The organism is Bifidobacterium apri (genome assembly GCF_009299485.1).
Lineage (GTDB): Bacteria > Actinomycetota > Actinomycetes > Actinomycetales > Bifidobacteriaceae > Bifidobacterium > Bifidobacterium apri.
Window position 1 is genome coordinate 41,214 of record NZ_WBSO01000013.1, and the last position, 16,232, is coordinate 57,445.

A 16,232-nucleotide genomic window follows, 5' to 3' on the forward strand; every position below is an offset into this window, starting at 1 on the left:
CTGTGAGGGCAGTGTATTGGGTCGCAGGCATTGTCCTGCCTAAAGAGAGGTGGTTTCGGTGACGTTCAAAGCTCCGCTAGATTTGACGGTTCATCGCCCGGAAGGCATGTATGACCCTTCCCAAGAACATGATGCCTGCGGTGTCGGCATGGTCACCACGTTGAACAAGCGTCCCGAACGCAAGATCGTCGATGACGCCATCGAGGTGTTGGTGAACCTCAATCATCGCGGTGCGGTCGGTGCTGAGGAGAACACCGGTGACGGCGCCGGCATCCTCATGGCCATGCCTGACGAGTTCATGCGCGCGACCGCCGGTGTGGAACTGCCCGAGGCCGGTCATTATGCCGCGGGTATCGCGTTCCTGGATCGCGATATTGCGACATCCGGCCAACAGGAGCAAGCCATTGCCAAGATCGTCAACGAAGAAGGCCTCGAAGTGCTTGCGTGGCGCGTCGTCCCGACGAACCCAGACGGTCTCGGATTGCAGGCTTTGGCATCGATGCCTTCGTTCAAGACGCTGGTGGTCGCCGACCCTGAGAACAAACTTTCAGGGATCGACCTCGACCGCAAGACCTTCCGCATCTGCAAACGCGTCGAACATGAGGTCGGCATCTATTTCGCGTCCTTGTCCGCCCGCACCATCACCTACAAGGGCATGCTCACCACCATGCAGCTGACGGGATTCTTCCCCGATCTGCTGGATGAGCGGATGAAGACGACCATCGCCATCGTGCATTCGCGCTTCTCCACGAACACGTTCCCGAGCTGGCCTCTTGCCCAGCCGTTCCGCCTGATCGCGCACAACGGCGAGATCAACACCATCCAAGGCAACCGCAATTGGCTGTCGGCCCGTGAAGGTCGTCTCAGCTCCGAACTGCTCGGCGAGTTCAAGCCGCTGCTGCCGATCGCCACACCAGGATATTCGGATTCAGGCACTTTCGACGAGTGCCTGGAACTGTTGCATCTCGCCGGGCGCAGCCTTCCGCACGCGCTGCTTATGATGCTGCCGCCTGCGTGGGAGAACGATGACACGCTCGACCCGGAAGTCAAAGCGTTCTACGAGTACAACAACACGCTGATTGAGCCTTGGGACGGTCCTGCGGACATCGTGTTCACGGACGGTACGCTTGTGGGCGCCCAGCTTGACCGTAACGGCTTCCGCCCCGGTCGCTGGCAGCTGACGGACAACGGCTATCTGGTGCTCGCGTCTGAAGCGGGAGTCCTGCCAGAAATCAGTCAGGACCATATCGTGGCCAAGGGTCGTCTCGAGCCTGGAAAGATGTTCCTTGTCGACACCAAGGCAGGACGTATCGTCCCTGACGATGAAATCAAGCATGACCTCGCTTCGCAGCATCCGTATCGCAAGTGGATCGAAGGCAACTCCGTCGAGATGAGCCAGTTGCCGGTCCGCGAGCATGTCAGCCATTTCGGCCAGTCCGTTCAGCGTAGGCAGCGCGCCTTCGGGTATACCGAAGAGGATCTCAAACTGCTGCTCGCCCCGATGGCGAACACCGGCAAAGAACCGCTCGGATCCATGGGTTCGGACACTCCGCCTGCGGTCCTGTCCAAGCGCAGCCGCATGCTGTTTGACTACTTCACGCAGAAATTCGCACAGGTCACCAATCCTCCGCTGGATTGGGAGCGTGAACGCATCGTCACCAGCCTTGAATCGGCGATCGGCCCGGAAGCGAATCTTCTGCAAGACACGGAACTGCATGCCAAGAAGATCCTCATCCCGCTGCCGGTCATCGACTCCGATCAGATGGCCCAGCTGAAGCGTCTGGACAAAGCCAAGATCCTTGGCGGGTTCTACAAGCCCTTCGTCGTCCGCGGCCTGTACCAAGTCGCAGGCGGCGGCAAGGCTCTGAAGGAACGCTTGGATGAGATCTTCCAGGAAGTCGATGACGCGATCGCCCAAGGCAAGAACTTCATTGTGCTGTCCGACCGCGAATCCGACCATACCTGGGGCCCGATCCCGTCCCTGCTGCTGACGAGCGCCGTGCAGCATCATCTGCTGCGCAAGCACACACGTACTCAGGTCTCGCTCGCCGTCGAAGCCGGTGACGTGCGTGAAATCCATCATGTCGCGTTGCTCATCGCGTACGGTGCCGCATGCGTGAACCCGTACCTCGCGTTCGAATCGGTCGAGGAGCTGGCACGTACAGGCTATCTGAAGGTCGATGCCCATACAGCGGTGAAGAACCTCATGCATGCGCTGTCCACCGGCGTGCTCAAGATCATGAGCAAGATGGGCGTCTCCACCATCATGAGCTACCGTGGCGCGCAGCTGTTCGAAGCCGTTGGTCTCAACCAAGAGGTCATCGACGAGTACTTCACCGGCACCACATCGCGTGTCGGGGGCGCAGGGCTTGACGAAATCGCCGAAGAAGTGGCGATCAGGCACCGCGTGGCCTACCCGAACCAGTGGACGAGCCGTCCGCACCGCAATCTGCGCACCGGCGGCGACTACAAGTGGCGTCGCACAGGCGAAGACCACCTCAACGACCCTGAAGCGATCTTCCTGCTGCAGCAGGCCACCCAACGCGGCGACTACAACCTGTTCAAGAAGTATTCGGCGCATATCAACGACACCTCGAATCGGCTGATGACGCTGCGCGGACTCATGAAGTTCAAGCAGACCCGCAAGCCGATCGACATCTCCGAAGTGGAACCGGCAAGCGAAATCGTCAAGCGGTTCTCTACGGGCGCCATGAGCTACGGATCCATTTCGCAGGAAGCACATGAGACGCTCGCCATCGCGATGAACACCATCGGCGCGAGGTCGAACTCCGGTGAGGGCGGCGAATCAGACGACCGCATCAACGATCCTCTTCGCTACAGCCGTATCAAGCAGATCGCCTCCGCGCGATTCGGTGTGACCAGCGATTACCTCGTCCATGCCACCGACCTGCAGATCAAGCTCGCGCAAGGCGCGAAGCCGGGTGAGGGAGGCCATCTGCCGGGCGCCAAGGTTCCGCCGTGGATCGCGAAGGTCCGTCATGCGACGCCAGGCGTCGAACTGATTTCGCCGCCACCGCACCATGACATCTATTCCATCGAGGATCTCAAGCAGCTGATCAACGATGCGAAGATGGCCAATCCGAAGGCGCGCGTCCATGTCAAGCTCGTCTCTGAATTCGGTGTCGGCACCATTGCAGCGGGTGTGGCCAAGTGCCATGCCGACGTGGTGCTGATTTCCGGCAGTGACGGCGGCACCGGCGCGGCTCCGCTCAACGCCATCAAGCACGCTGGCACGCCGTGGGAGATCGGTCTTGCTGAAACGCAACAGACACTCGTGCTTAACGGTTTGCGCTCCCGTATCGTCGTCCAATGCGACGGCGAGCTCAAGACCGGCCGTGACGTGGTGATCGCGGCGCTGCTCGGCGCTGAGGAATTCGGATTCGCAACCGCCGCCCTGATCACCGAAGGCTGCGTGATGATGCGCGCATGCCAGAAGAACACGTGCCCGCAAGGCATTGCAACGCAGGATCCTGAATTGCGTGCCCGGTTCCGCGGCAAGCCGGAGTATGTGATCAACTTCTTCATGTACATCGCTCAGGAAGTGCGTGAGATCCTCGCGCAGCTCGGCTTCCGGACGCTTGAAGAGGCGGTCGGCCATGTCGAGTGCCTCGACCAGAACGATGCGGTCGCGCGGTGGAAGTCCGACGGCATCGATCTGAGCAATGTGCTGATGCAACCCGGTCCCGTTCCGGGAACGATCCTGCATCAGACCATCGAGCAGAACCACGAGCTGGACAAGGCACTGGACAACAAGCTCATCGAGCTTGCCCAGCCGGCGCTTGAGCACAAGGAACCTGTCCGCATCGAGATGCCGATCCGCAACGTGAACCGCACGCTGGGCACCATGGTCGGGTACGAGATCACTCGCCGTTATGGAGCTGAGGGATTGCCTGACGACACGATCGACATGACCTTCCACGGTTCAGGTGGCCAGTCCATCGGCGCGTTCATTCCGCGTGGCGAAACCATCCGCGTCTACGGTGAGGTCAACGATTACGCAGGCAAGGGCCTGTCTGGCGGCCGCATGATCATCCGCCCGGAGCATGACATCACCTTCGATCCGCATACCAACGTGATCGCAGGAAACGTGACCGGTTTCGGCGCGACCTCCGGTGAGATGTTCGTGGCCGGACGCGCAGGTGAACGTTTCGCCGTGCGCAACGGCGGAGCGACCTTCGTGGTTGAAGGCGTTGGCGACCATGGCTGCGAGTACATGACCGGCGGTGTCGTCGTGGTGCTCGGCTCCACGGGACGCAACTTCGGCGCCGGCTTCTCCGGCGGCAACGCGTACGTCTTGGATCTCGACATGCAGCAGATCAACCCGGATGCGCGCAAGAGCGGCGCATTGCTGTTCGAGCCGCTGGAGGGTGCCGACGAGGAGCTGGTCCACAGCCTTGTCAAGCGTCATGCCGAAGAAACCGGCTCGGCGTTCGCGCAAGCCCTGCTGGATGATTGGGAGCACACCCGCACCCGCATCACGCATGTGACGCCCAAGCACTTCGTCGCCATGACCAAGGCGATGGAACAAGCCAAGAAGAACCACGTTGACTTCAATGCACCAGGCGCGTGGGAGCACGTGTACGAGCAGGTCATGGAAGGAGCACACTGATATGGGAGATCCACGAGGATTCCTGAAGGTCCGCACCCGTCGCGAGCTTGCCGAGCGTCCGGTCGAGGAACGTATCAAGGATTGGCTTGACGTTCATGCGGAGAGCGGTCTGCAGCCTTGGACCACACAACAGGCGGCACGTTGCATGGATTGCGGCACCCCGTTCTGCATGAGCGGATGCCCGCTGGGCAACCTCATCCCCGAATTCAACGATCTGGTTCGTCAGGAGAAGTGGGAGGACGCTTACAATCGCCTCTCCATGACCAACAACTTCCCTGAAGTCACCGGCAGAATCTGCCCGGCGCTGTGCGAACAGGCATGCGTGCTGGGTATCCATCAGCCTCCGACCATGATCAAGAACGATGAGGAAACCATCATCGATCAGGCGTGGGAACTGGACTATGTCAAGCCTATGCCTCCGGAGCGTCTGACCGACATGACCGTCGCCGTCGTCGGCTCCGGCCCTTCGGGACTGGCATGCGCCCAGCAGCTGACCCGTGCAGGACATACGGTTGTCGTCTATGAGCGTGACGACGCGATCGGCGGGCTCATGCGCTATGGCATCCCGAATTTCAAGCTGGACAAGCATCTGCTGGATCGTCGTGTCAAGCAGATGGAAGCCGAAGGCACCCGATTCCGCACCAACACCGAAATCGGCAAGGACATCAGCTGGGATGAGCTGCGCGACCGGTATGATGCCGTCGTGGTGGCCATCGGCTCGACCGTCCCACGAGATATGAAACTGCCGGGCCGCGAACTTGACGGCATTCATTTCGCCATGGAATTCCTGCCTGATGCGACCCGACGTGTCTACGGCGTGGATCCGGTGCATGACATCACCGCCAAGGACAAGCATGTCGTCGTCATCGGCGGCGGCGACACCGGCTCCGATTGCTTGGGAACCGCGATTCGTCAAGGCGCCAAGGACGTCACCGTCCTGCAGATCATGCCGAAGGAACCGTCTTCCAGGCCGGATAATGCCCCGTGGCCGACGTTTGCGCGCACCTATCAGAAGACCTCTTCGATGGAGGAGGGCGGCACATACCTGTACAACGTGGATTCCGTCGAATTCGAAGATGCCGACGCCGACAAGGTGACGGTGGAACACTCCGCTACCGCATCCGCGTTCCTCGCCGATGATCACGGCCATGTGACTGGTTTGAAGATCGTGGATGTCGCACCCGGCGAGAACGGGCCGTTCACCCGCCAACCCGGCACCGAGCGTGTCATTCCGGCGGATCTGGTGTTGATTTCCGTCGGATTCCTGCATCCGGACACCTCTTCGATCATGGAGCAGATGCCCGTCGAGCTGGACAAGCGCGGAAATGTCGCACGCAACAACGATTTCGCGACCTCTCAGGACGGCGTCTTCGTGTGCGGCGACGCCGGTCGTGGGCAGAGTCTTGTCGTCTGGGCGATTTCGGAAGGCCGCAGCTGCGCCGCTGCTGTCGACCGGTATCTCACCGGTTCGACCGAATTGCCGGCGCCGATTGTGCCGACCCAACGGCCGATGATGTTGCCCCGCTGATCGCATGCACTGATGGCGGCTGGAACCGGGAGCAATGCACCCCGGTTCCAGCCGCCATTCATGTTCAGGTTCTTCTTCAGCGGCACTGTGCTGGAGATGATATCCTTGCGGGACGAGTACACTAGTGACCGATAACCTAACAACGCGAAGGGAGCGAAATGCCGAACCGAGCAGAGCGTCGCGCAGCAGCGAAGCGCAGCAAGCAGAACAAAGGAGTGCCACAGCAGGTCGACGAGACACAGGGCGGCAACCGCAGAGGCATCGTCGATGAGTATGCTCTGCAAGAACGTTCTCGCCGTCTCGAGGAGCATGAGCAGGAAGGCGAGTGGAAGCCGTCGTCCAACGTGCAGAAGGAACGGCATGAAGACGAGGACATCACCCTCAACAATCCGAAGGTGAGCCATACCCCGCATTCGGTCCGCCAGGTGTTCCGCATCATCACGTGGACGCTGATTCTGCTGTGCGCGGTTTCATTCCTGGTGATCATGTGGATTCCATCCGTGCCGATGTGGCTGATCATCACCATCGCTTCGGTGTTCGCCGTCGCCGTGATCAGCTTGTTCTTCGTCGCGGGCAACTCGAAAGACAACCCGAATCTCGATGCGAACGGATGCGCGATCTGATTGACCGTATCCGTGGTGATTGCCCGGATTGATTGAGTCTTCCCATGCCGGCATGTCCGTATATGCGGACATGCCGGCATGGTCGTTTCCCCTCTTTTGACCACATGTGCGCAAGCTGCTTGCTTGGGTCTTGGCTGCCATGACACGATGCAGGTACATTGGTCCGCACCGGTTCATCGACAAGACGACAATAATCCAATCGAGGGGGAGTGTTATGTCCACAGCAAGGCTTGTCAGGGGTATCTGTATCGCCGTCATATCTGTCGGCCTTCTTGCAGCGTCGTCTTGGCATTCAGGCACTTCACGACCTGTGGTCCTGCAGGCATCGTCACAGCACCGGTACGCCATCGCCGGCGCTGCAGCATCATGCCGGAACGCAACAACAGCGAGCAGCTTGACATTATCAACCCATGACCTACAATCATCACCTTCGCATTCGCAAAGCATCATGACACCAGATATCATGGCGTCTGCAGCAACCGGGTCGATGCGCAGCACAATCCCCATACGAAACAGCGATGGCTCAGATATCAATCCGCCCACATCAGCGGGCGTTTGCCGCACCAGGATGGTCATGCCGGTCGCCGACGCTCCTATCACCAACGCGTTCGACCGCCCAGCCACACGTTGGTCTTCCGGCCATAGGGGAGTGGACATCGCTTCCAGCCTGGGCACGCCGCTGATCGCCCCTGATGATGGTGTCATCGCGTTCAGTGGTACGGTCGCCGGCAAGTCAGTGGTCAGCATCGCGCATGACGACGGGCTGACATCCACATTCGAACCCGCGACCAGCGAGATGGAAGTCGGCGAACACGTCGGCAGATCACGGCGATTCGGCTTCATCGCGGAAGGATTGTCCGATCATTGTCTTGACATCTGTGTCCATTGGGGTGTTATGGATGCATCCGGTGAATACCTTGATCCTTCATTGTTGGTGCTTCCCAGATCGGTAGCGCTCAAACCTGTTTGACATGAGCTTGCCGCCCGACACATCGCATGCTGCCGTTCTGTCGCTGTATTCGCACATATCAAGCCAATGATTGTCGTCATCAGGCGGGCATCAGCGCAGACGCAACCGCAACGAATCCGCTGCAAGCCGCGATTGTCTTAGTCATCGCCTGCGCTGCGCACGCGGTATGGCGGATGGGTCACAAGCCCGCCTCGGCCAAGGTGACATACCCCGTATCGATCAGTTCGCTTTTGAGATTCGACGCACTGACCGCGATAAGCGCTTGCGTGAGTGTGGGCACTGATTTGCCGTTGATGGTGGTCTTGTTCACGGATTTCAGTGTGGTGACTGACCCACCGGATGCCAGTCGCTTGCTCACCCTCGCAATGCCGGACGCCAGCGTCGCACGGTCTTCGAGAGCGGTCATCCACAACTTGCCGTTCACAATCTCGGGGAGCATATCAGTGTACGCTCCGTATCCGGTGACGATCGGCCATTGCAAGGTGTCATCGTCAGCCGGCACGTACGGCTGGGAACCTGCCGGGGCTGGAACTGCTGATTTGGTCAGATCCTTATGACCGGCGAGATTGCCGACAATACCCATAATCGATATCGAGGGGTTGATTTCCGCCGAAGACCCTTCGTACCCCAACGCATCAAGCTCTTGGACGATTACCGAGGCGATGTAGTCGTTCATCGCGATGATACCGTCGATATGAACGGGTTGCGTGTCTTCATCGGGTTGCAATCTGGAATCAAGCTCTTGCGTGATGTCATTGTCGTCGGACGCCGTAAAAGCCACGGAACTCCAGCTTGTCGCCGACGTGGAGGCGTTGAGCGTGTCTGATGCGCTGACCACCGCCCCTGACTTGAAATACGGCCCGAGCACATCCCAGATCCCTTTGAACGCCTCTTTGGCGAAGGCCATGGAGACGGACTGGTCCTCATCTTTGGCGGAACCGACAGGCAGGAAGACTTCAATGGTTTTGGGATTCGATGGTGATGCGGAGTCCAGTTGCAATTTGCTGACCAGTTGCTTCGCCTGGATTTGCCCGATCTTGCGCGCCGTGGACATTTGGACGAACACATCCGGTGAGAATCCACTGATGTCATTGGCTAATACAATGACATGCATGCCTGATTTGCGCGCAAGCGTCAACGCGCTGGCCAGCCGCTGGTCCGCCTCGGTGTCCGCGTTGCTTGAGGCGTCCGCGTCCAAGGGTGTGGTGACGTAGTCGCCATACTGCGTTGTGGTGCTGTCCGTTGACGCGCACGGCGCGACAATCAGGGTGGTGGTTGTGTCCGCCGAGGTGGCCGTTGAAGCGGTATCGGCTGCCCGGGACACGACATAGTCTTGGATGTCTTGGCTTTGCTTGTCGAGATTACTGTCGGTATGTGTGCTGATTTGTTTGGCGGCGAATCCCGTTTCGACAAGCTCGTCCTTGATCTGTGGCACGAGTTTCGCCCACTTGTTGAGCGGAGTGTGCTGCGAGATGGTGATGCCGTCGGACGGGGTGAAGATCGCCACCGATCCCAGACGTGCGGTGGCGGTATCAGTCGGCTGCGGTGTGTTGTTCGCGCCGCATGCGCCCATGGATAACAGGCCGATGCATGCGACTGACGCGACCAAAGCCTTCAACGTGCCGATGCGATGGAATCCCATATCAACCTTTCCGTCCATACGTACTGACGCATGTTATACATTACCGGATACAGCAAAGCCCGGGAGCGTAGCGTTCCCGGGCAATACCTCCACGAATGGCTTTCGCTATTCGGCGAGCGCCTTGGACAGCTCCTCATCGAGGGCGTCCATGAAACCTTGGGTGTCGAGCCATGGCTGATCGGGACCGACCAGCATCGCCAGATCCTTGGTCATGCGGCCGGATTCCACGGTCTTGATGATCACCTTTTCGAGCGTTTCGGCGAAATGCGCCACTTCCGGCGTGTTGTCCAGCTTGGCACGGTGCTTGAGGCCACCGGTCCACGCGAAGATGGACGCAATCGGGTTGGTTGAGGTCTTCTCTCCCTTGAGCCAACGACGGTAATGCCGGGTGACGGTACCGTGTGCGGCCTCGGCTTCAACGGTCTGGCCGTCAGGGGTCATCAGCACGGAGGTCATCAGGCCGAGTGAACCGAAACCTTGGGCGACGCTGTCCGACTGGACGTCGCCGTCGTAGTTCTTGCACGCCCAGATGTATCCGCCATGCCACTTGAGGGAGCTTGCCACCATGTCATCGATCAGTCGATGCTCGTAGGTCAATCCTTCCGCCGCATACTGGTCTTTGAATTCTGTTTCGAACACTTCGGCGAAGATGTCCTTGAATTCGCCGTCATACGCTTTGAGGATCGTGTTCTTGGTGGACAGGTAGACCGGCAGGTGGCGCTGAAGGCCGTACCGGAAGCATGCGCGCGCGAATCCGCGGATGGATTCCGCCACGTTGTACTGCACTTGGGCGACTCCGGCACCCGGATAGTCGAACACCACATGCTCGATGGGTTCGCTGCCGTCGTCAGGTGTGAAGGTGACGGTCAGCCGACCGGGACGATCGACTTTGAAATCGGTCGCCTTGTACTGGTCGCCGAACGCGTGGCGGGCGACGACGATCGGCTTCGTCCATCCGGGGACGAGACGCGGGATGTTCGAGATGACGATCGGTTCGCGGAAGATGGTGCCGCCGAGAATATTGCGGATGGTGCCGTTCGGGGACTTCCACATTTTCTTGAGGTCGAATTCCTTGACCCTGGCCTCGTCCGGGGTGATGGTGGCGCATTTGACGCCCACGTGTTCCCTCTTGATGGCGTTGGCGGCATCGATGGTCACCTGGTCATCGGTGGCATCCCTGTTCTTGATGCCCAGATCGTAGTATTCCAAGTCGATGTCGAGATAGGGGAGGATCAGCCGATCCTTGATATCCTTCCAAATCACGCGGGTCATTTCGTCTCCGTCGAGTTCGACGACCTTGCCTTCGACCTTTATCTTGGCCATGAATTGCCCTCCTCACGGGGTTGTGAAGGTTATGCGATATCTTATTCATACCGCAAACCCGTTACGAATGCGTCAGCACGTCCACGATGTTGGACGTTTTCGGTTGGTGGAATGCCGGCGGCGTTCGTCACGAGTTCGCATTAGCCTTGAAACCATGTCTCAGGAAATTGAAATCGGTCTGGGCAAGAAGGCCCGGCTCGCATACTCTCTGGATGATGTCGCCATCGTCCCGTCCCGTCGTACGCGCGATCCGCAGGACGTCAGCACGGCATGGCAGATTGACGCCTACGAGTTCGACATCCCGGTCATCGCAGCTCCTATGGATTCGGTGACGAGCCCGGAAACTGCGATTGAGATGGGTCGTCTCGGTGGTCTTGGCGTTCTCGACCTCGAAGGTTTGTGGACGCGGTATGACGATCCGCAGCCGTTGCTCGACGAAATCGCCACGCTGCCGGAAGAGCAGGCGACTCGGCGTATGCAGGAGATCTATGCCGAGCCCATCAAGCCTGAGCTGATCACGCAACGGCTTCATGAGATCCGCGAGGCGGGTGTGACCGTCGCCGGCGCGTTGAGCCCGCAACGTACGCAGGAGCTGTATTCCACGGTTATCGACGCCGGTGTGGATCTGTTCGTCATCCGCGGCACCGCCGTGTCCGCGGAGCATGTTTCCACCGATCATGAGCCGCTGAACCTCAAGAAGTTCATTTATGATCTCGATGTTCCGGTCATTGTGGGCGGTGCGACGAATTATACGGCGGCGCTGCATCTCATGCGCACCGGTGCCGCGGGTGTGCTCGTCGGTTTCGGCGGCGGGGCTGTGTCGGGTACGCTCAACACCATTGGCCTGCAGGCGCCGATGGCCACGGCCATCGCCGATATCGCCGAGGCGAGACGCGACTACATGGACGAATCCGGTGGCCGGTATGTCCAGCTGATCGCCGATGGCGGCATGGGATCGTCAGGCAACTTCATCAAGGCGTTCGCACTCGGCGCCGACGCGGTGATGCTCGGCTCGCCGCTCGCACGCGCCACGCAGGCTCCCGGTCACGGTATGCATTGGGGTGCCGAAGCGCGGCATCAGACACTGCCCAGAGGCAAGCGGACCAATGTCGGCACGGTCGCTCCGCTCAAGGAGATTCTGTACGGACCCAGCCATCAAGCCGACGGCACGACCAATTTCATCGGCGCGTTGCGCCGTGCCATGGCGTCCACCGGTTATGTCGACGTGAAGAATTTCCAGCGTTGCTCGGTGGTGGTCACGTCCTCCGGCCGCTGACCGCGACAAGTTATCCACTTATCCACATCATCCCGCCATGCGATTGACATGGCGGGATTTTTTTGTTCCCCTAGAACTTGTCATGCAACATATGCCGACGGCAACGAAGCCCGGAAGGGGGATCAGCACATGAACGACACCACCGAACTGTGGACATACCGGTATGAACGCAATCTGCCCAGAATGGAGGGACATATCGCCGTAGGTTCATTCGGCATGACCGTTCCCGTCCGCATCGTCGGGTTCTTCCCCGAGGCGCCGGACACGTACAGCGTCAAATTCTGTCAGGAATACGCGTTCCTCGTCTACAACATGGCCTGCATGCTCGCCGATACCTATCGCGGGCGCGGCGTGACGCCGTTGCTGCGCAAACACCTGACGCCGGAATGCGTCGAGCGCTTGGAATTCATGTGGCAACTGGTGGGATGTTATGACATCCTCAATCTGAAGGATGAGAAGAACGCCATGATCAGGCAGGTGCCGCCGATGCCGAAATGGATTCACTTCGCTCTGGTCAGCAGTGAACTCATGGAGTGCACCATCAATGTGGACATCGGCACGGCGGTGTTCCATTCCATGCTCGTTTTCCGTCGAAAAGCAAGCCGATGGATTTGCTATCTTGCCGATATCGGCTGACATATCAGCGAACATACAGTGTACAGGCAAGCCATAGGACTATAGTTAAACACATGCTGAAAGAATTTTCTGTTGATCCGATCTACGTGACCACGGATGAGGACACCGTTTACTCACTGCTGTCCAAACGCGCCCAGCGTGATCCGGACGGTGCCATCGCCGAATGGCAAAGCGAACCCGATCGCGTCTGGCACACCGTCAGTGCCCGCGAGATGGACGAGCGCGTCCGCGCGGTCGCCCGCGGCCTGTTGGGCATCGGCGTCAAGCACGGCAGCATGGTGGTCATCTATTCCGCCACTTGCTACGATTGGGCGATTGTCGACTTCGCATGCGCCGCGATCGGCGCGGTCACCGTACCGATTTACGAGACCGATTCCGCCAAGCAGGCTGCGAGCATCGTGCAAGACGTCAAGCCGGTTATCGCATTCGCCGGCGACGAGGCCCACGCCCATACGCTCGACGCCATTCGACGCGACAGCCCCGATTTGACCTATGTGTTCAATTTCCAGTCCGATGGGATCAACGCCGTGGTTGATTTCGGCGAGTCGGTCACGGATGATGATCTTGCGGCTGCCATCGCCAAAGTCAAGGCGGATGACGTGTCGACCATCGTGTATACGTCCGGTTCTACGGGCAAGCCAAAGGGCGCCATGCTCACCAGCCGCAATTTCACCCATATCGTGTACAACGGCTACGAAGTCCTCGACGAGATGCTCTACCAGCCCAGCCGTCTGTTGCTGTTCCTGCCGCTCGCTCACTGCTTCGCCCGCTATATCCAGTACACGGCGATCGGTGCGCAAGGCGTGGTCGGGTATATCCCCACCGCCAAGCATTTGCTCGCCGATCTGCGCAGTTTCAAACCGACCTATCTGCTCGGCGTGCCGCGCGTCTTCGAAAAGGTCTACAACGCCGCTTCCCAGAAAGCCGGAGCCGGTTTCCAAGGCCGGGTATTCGCCAAGGCGTTCAAGCATTTCGCGCAGTGGTCCAAGGACGAGAACGGCGAGCGCATCCATCATTCGCTGGGGGAGCAGATCCGCCATCGGTTCTACATGGCGACTGTCGGCAAGTCGATCCGCTCCGCGCTCGGACCGAATCTGCGGTACCTCGCATGCGGTGGAGCGCCTATCAACGCCGATCTTGCGCATTTCTTCAACGGCATGGACGACATCACGTTCATCCAGGGGTATGGCATGACGGAAACGGCGGCGCCCTGTGTGGTCAATTTCGAAGACGCGAACGAGGTGGGTTCCGTCGGCCGGCCTGGTCCGGGCATCGCCATCAGGACGCTTGATGACGGCGAAGTCGAAATCAAGGGTCCGAACGTGTTCAAGGGCTATTTCAAGCAGCCTGAGCTGACCGCCGAAGTCCTCGAACCGGACGGCTGGCTGCACAGCGGTGATATCGGAACCATCGACGACCGCGGTTTCCTGTTCATCACCGGCCGCAAGAAGGACATCATCATCACCGCCGGCGGAAAGAACATCAGTCCTGCACCGCTGGAGGACACCATCAACACCTGCCCGATTGTCTCGCATGCCGTGGTGATCGGCGACGGACGGCCGTTCGTCGCGGCGCTGATCGCGCTCGATGAGGACATGACACGTGACTGGCTGAACAACCAGGGCATGGACGCCGCCATGTCTATGGACCAGATCGCCGACAACGATGCGGTCAGGGCTTTTGTTCAGCAGTACATCGATCAGGCGAACAGTTCCGTCTCCCGGGCGGAATCGGTGCGCAAGTTCGCGATTCTTCCCGATGATTTCAGCCAGGATGCGGGCACACTCACCCCAAGTATGAAAGTCGTGCGCAAGAAGGTGCTCGATCATTACGACGACATCATCGAGCATGTCATCTACACGCCGAAGGGCCCGTCGGCTCCGATTCCCGCGACAGTGAAGCTGTTCGATAAGACCGCGGAAACGGTGTCTCAGGTTTCCGAAACCGTCAGCCCGAAGGTCAAGCAGGCCATTGACCAAGCCAAGTTGAATATGTCCGAATTGCGTGCCAAGCGGCAGAGTGAAGCTGACGACACACCAGAGGACAACACCAAGACAGAGGAGAAGTGACAATTGGCAATCCGTGAGATTCGAGTGATTCCCGACCCCATCCTGCGCACCCCGTGCGATGAAATCACCACCATCACGCCGGCGATTCGACGGCTGGTCCAGGATCTGCTCGACACCGTCGACGATCCGGGCCGCGCCGGGCTTTCGGCAAACCAGATCGGGGTAGGTCTGCGCGCCTTCTCATACAATATCGAGGGCAAGGTCGGATATGTGCTCAACCCGGTGATCGAAGACAAGCAGGGCGAACAATACGGGGATGAGGGGTGTCTGTCCGTGCCCGGTCTGTGGTACAAGACGCGGCGCGCGGATTACGCCCGTGTCCGCGGCATCGATCTCGATGGCAACACCGTGGTGCTTGAAGGCAAAGGCATCATGGGAAGAATGCTGCAGCACGAGACCGATCACCTCGACGGTCATATCTATCTGGACAGGCTGGAGAAAAGCGAACGCAGAGCCGCTATGAGGCAGTTGCGCGGAGAACGCTGAGCTGATATCTCTCTGTTGTTGGCACGGACCGGGAAATCCCCGGTCCGTGCTATTATTTTGCCCCGTGCGCCACACAGCTTCTTCGCCAGTCGCGCGGCGGAGGTGCATCAATTCCCTAACCGGCGCATAATTCGCGTCATGTCCGCGACGCCCCGTGTCGGTCGGCCTGGTATCAGGTTGCACGCGGTGGCACATGGCCAGGCAATAACCGACAATGAAAGGTAGCAGTACCATGGCTCAGATTACTATGAGCGACATGCTGAAGGCCGGTCTCCATTTCGGCCATCAGACCCGCCGTTGGAACCCGAAGATGAAGCAGTACATCCTCATGGAGCGCAACGGCATCCATATCATCAATCTGTTCAAGTCCCTTGATCTGATTGACACCGCCTACGACTTCATCAAGGAAACCGTCGCCCACAACGGCACGGTGCTTTTCGTGGGCACCAAGAAGCAGGCGCAGGAAGCCATCAAGAACCAGGCGACCCGCGTCGGTATGCCGTATGTCTCCGAGCGCTGGCTCGGCGGCATGCTCACCAACTTCCAGACCGTGTCCAAGCGCGTCGCCCGTCTCAAGGAACTCGAAGAGATGGACTTCACCGATGTGCGCGGCTCCGGCCTGACCAAGAAGGAACTGCTGCTGCTTGAGCGCGAAAAGGACAAGCTGGAGAAGCAGCTCGGCGGCATCCGCAACATGAACCGCACCCCTTCGGTGCTGTTCGTCGTGGACATCAACAAGGAAGCGCTGGCCGTCTCCGAAGCTCACAAGCTGGGCATTCCGGTGGTTGCCATCGTGGACACCAACACCGACCCCGATCTGGTCGACTACCCGATTCCGGCGAACGATGACGCCATCCGCGGCATCGAACTGCTCACCAGCCTGATGGCTGACGCCGTCGCTGACGGCCTGCTCGAGCGTTCCGGCAAGGCGGCCAAGGCAGACGACAAGTCCGAGCAGCCGATGGCTGCTTGGGAGAAGGAGCTCCTGACCAAGGACGCCCCGGCTGCCCCGGCCGAAGAAGCCAAGAGCGAAGAGCCCGAGGCCTGAT

The 16,232-nt window shown here is 59.4% G+C and carries 11 protein-coding genes; 9 read left to right on the forward strand and 2 right to left on the reverse strand.

Features of this window, described 5'->3' with window-relative positions:
- Positions 1 to 58: 58 nt before the first annotated feature.
- From gltB to DSM100238_RS07540, 4 genes are all read left to right on the forward strand, one after another.
- On the forward strand, positions 59 to 4,630 hold the full coding sequence (gene gltB, locus DSM100238_RS07525) for a glutamate synthase large subunit (protein ID WP_152356053.1): 4,572 nt from the start codon (positions 59 to 61) through the stop codon (positions 4,628 to 4,630).
- A 1-nt stretch (position 4,631) separates the two neighbouring features.
- A complete protein-coding gene (locus DSM100238_RS07530; protein ID WP_152356054.1) occupies positions 4,632 to 6,158 on the forward strand; it encodes a glutamate synthase subunit beta in 1,527 nt (508 codons plus the stop codon).
- 158 nt (positions 6,159 to 6,316) lie between these two features.
- Positions 6,317 to 6,781 carry a tripartite tricarboxylate transporter TctB family protein gene (locus DSM100238_RS07535; protein WP_152356055.1) on the forward strand — a complete coding sequence of 155 codons (465 nt, stop codon included), beginning with the start codon at positions 6,317 to 6,319 and terminating at the stop codon, positions 6,779 to 6,781.
- 574 nt (positions 6,782 to 7,355) lie between these two features.
- A complete protein-coding gene (locus DSM100238_RS07540; RefSeq protein WP_240812404.1) occupies positions 7,356 to 7,751 on the forward strand; it encodes a M23 family metallopeptidase in 396 nt (131 codons plus the stop codon).
- A gap of 178 nt (positions 7,752 to 7,929) precedes the next feature.
- Here DSM100238_RS07540 and DSM100238_RS07545 read toward each other — a convergent pair whose 3' ends face one another.
- Both DSM100238_RS07545 and DSM100238_RS07550 read right to left on the reverse strand, forming a co-directional pair.
- Positions 7,930 to 9,411 (reverse strand): substrate-binding domain-containing protein, encoded by a 1,482-nt coding sequence (locus DSM100238_RS07545; protein WP_240812405.1) that lies wholly within the window; start codon positions 9,409 to 9,411, stop codon positions 7,930 to 7,932.
- Between the two features lie 87 nt (positions 9,412 to 9,498).
- Positions 9,499 to 10,716 carry an NADP-dependent isocitrate dehydrogenase gene (locus DSM100238_RS07550; protein ID WP_152356057.1) on the reverse strand — a complete coding sequence of 406 codons (1,218 nt, stop codon included), beginning with the start codon at positions 10,714 to 10,716 and terminating at the stop codon, positions 9,499 to 9,501.
- A gap of 154 nt (positions 10,717 to 10,870) precedes the next feature.
- On the opposite strand from DSM100238_RS07550, the gene DSM100238_RS07555 reads away from it, so the two are divergent.
- From DSM100238_RS07555 to rpsB, 5 genes are all read left to right on the forward strand, one after another.
- Complete coding sequence (locus DSM100238_RS07555; RefSeq protein WP_152356058.1) at positions 10,871 to 11,992, forward strand: GuaB3 family IMP dehydrogenase-related protein; 1,122 nt, start codon at positions 10,871 to 10,873, stop codon at positions 11,990 to 11,992.
- Positions 11,993 to 12,121: 129 nt separating this feature from the next.
- The gene (locus DSM100238_RS07560) at positions 12,122 to 12,628 is read left to right on the forward strand and encodes a hypothetical protein (protein WP_152356059.1); all 507 of its coding nucleotides are present in this window, start codon (positions 12,122 to 12,124) and stop codon (positions 12,626 to 12,628) included.
- A 53-nt stretch (positions 12,629 to 12,681) separates the two neighbouring features.
- Positions 12,682 to 14,697: an AMP-dependent synthetase/ligase gene (locus DSM100238_RS07565; RefSeq protein ID WP_152356060.1), complete on the forward strand. Its 2,016-nt coding sequence runs from the start codon at positions 12,682 to 12,684 to the stop codon at positions 14,695 to 14,697.
- A 3-nt stretch (positions 14,698 to 14,700) separates the two neighbouring features.
- Positions 14,701 to 15,183: a peptide deformylase gene (locus tag DSM100238_RS07570; protein ID WP_152356061.1), complete on the forward strand. Its 483-nt coding sequence runs from the start codon at positions 14,701 to 14,703 to the stop codon at positions 15,181 to 15,183.
- 232 nt (positions 15,184 to 15,415) lie between these two features.
- Positions 15,416 to 16,231 (forward strand): 30S ribosomal protein S2, encoded by an 816-nt coding sequence (gene rpsB / locus DSM100238_RS07580; RefSeq protein WP_152356062.1) that lies wholly within the window; start codon positions 15,416 to 15,418, stop codon positions 16,229 to 16,231.
- Position 16,232 lies beyond the last annotated feature (1 nt).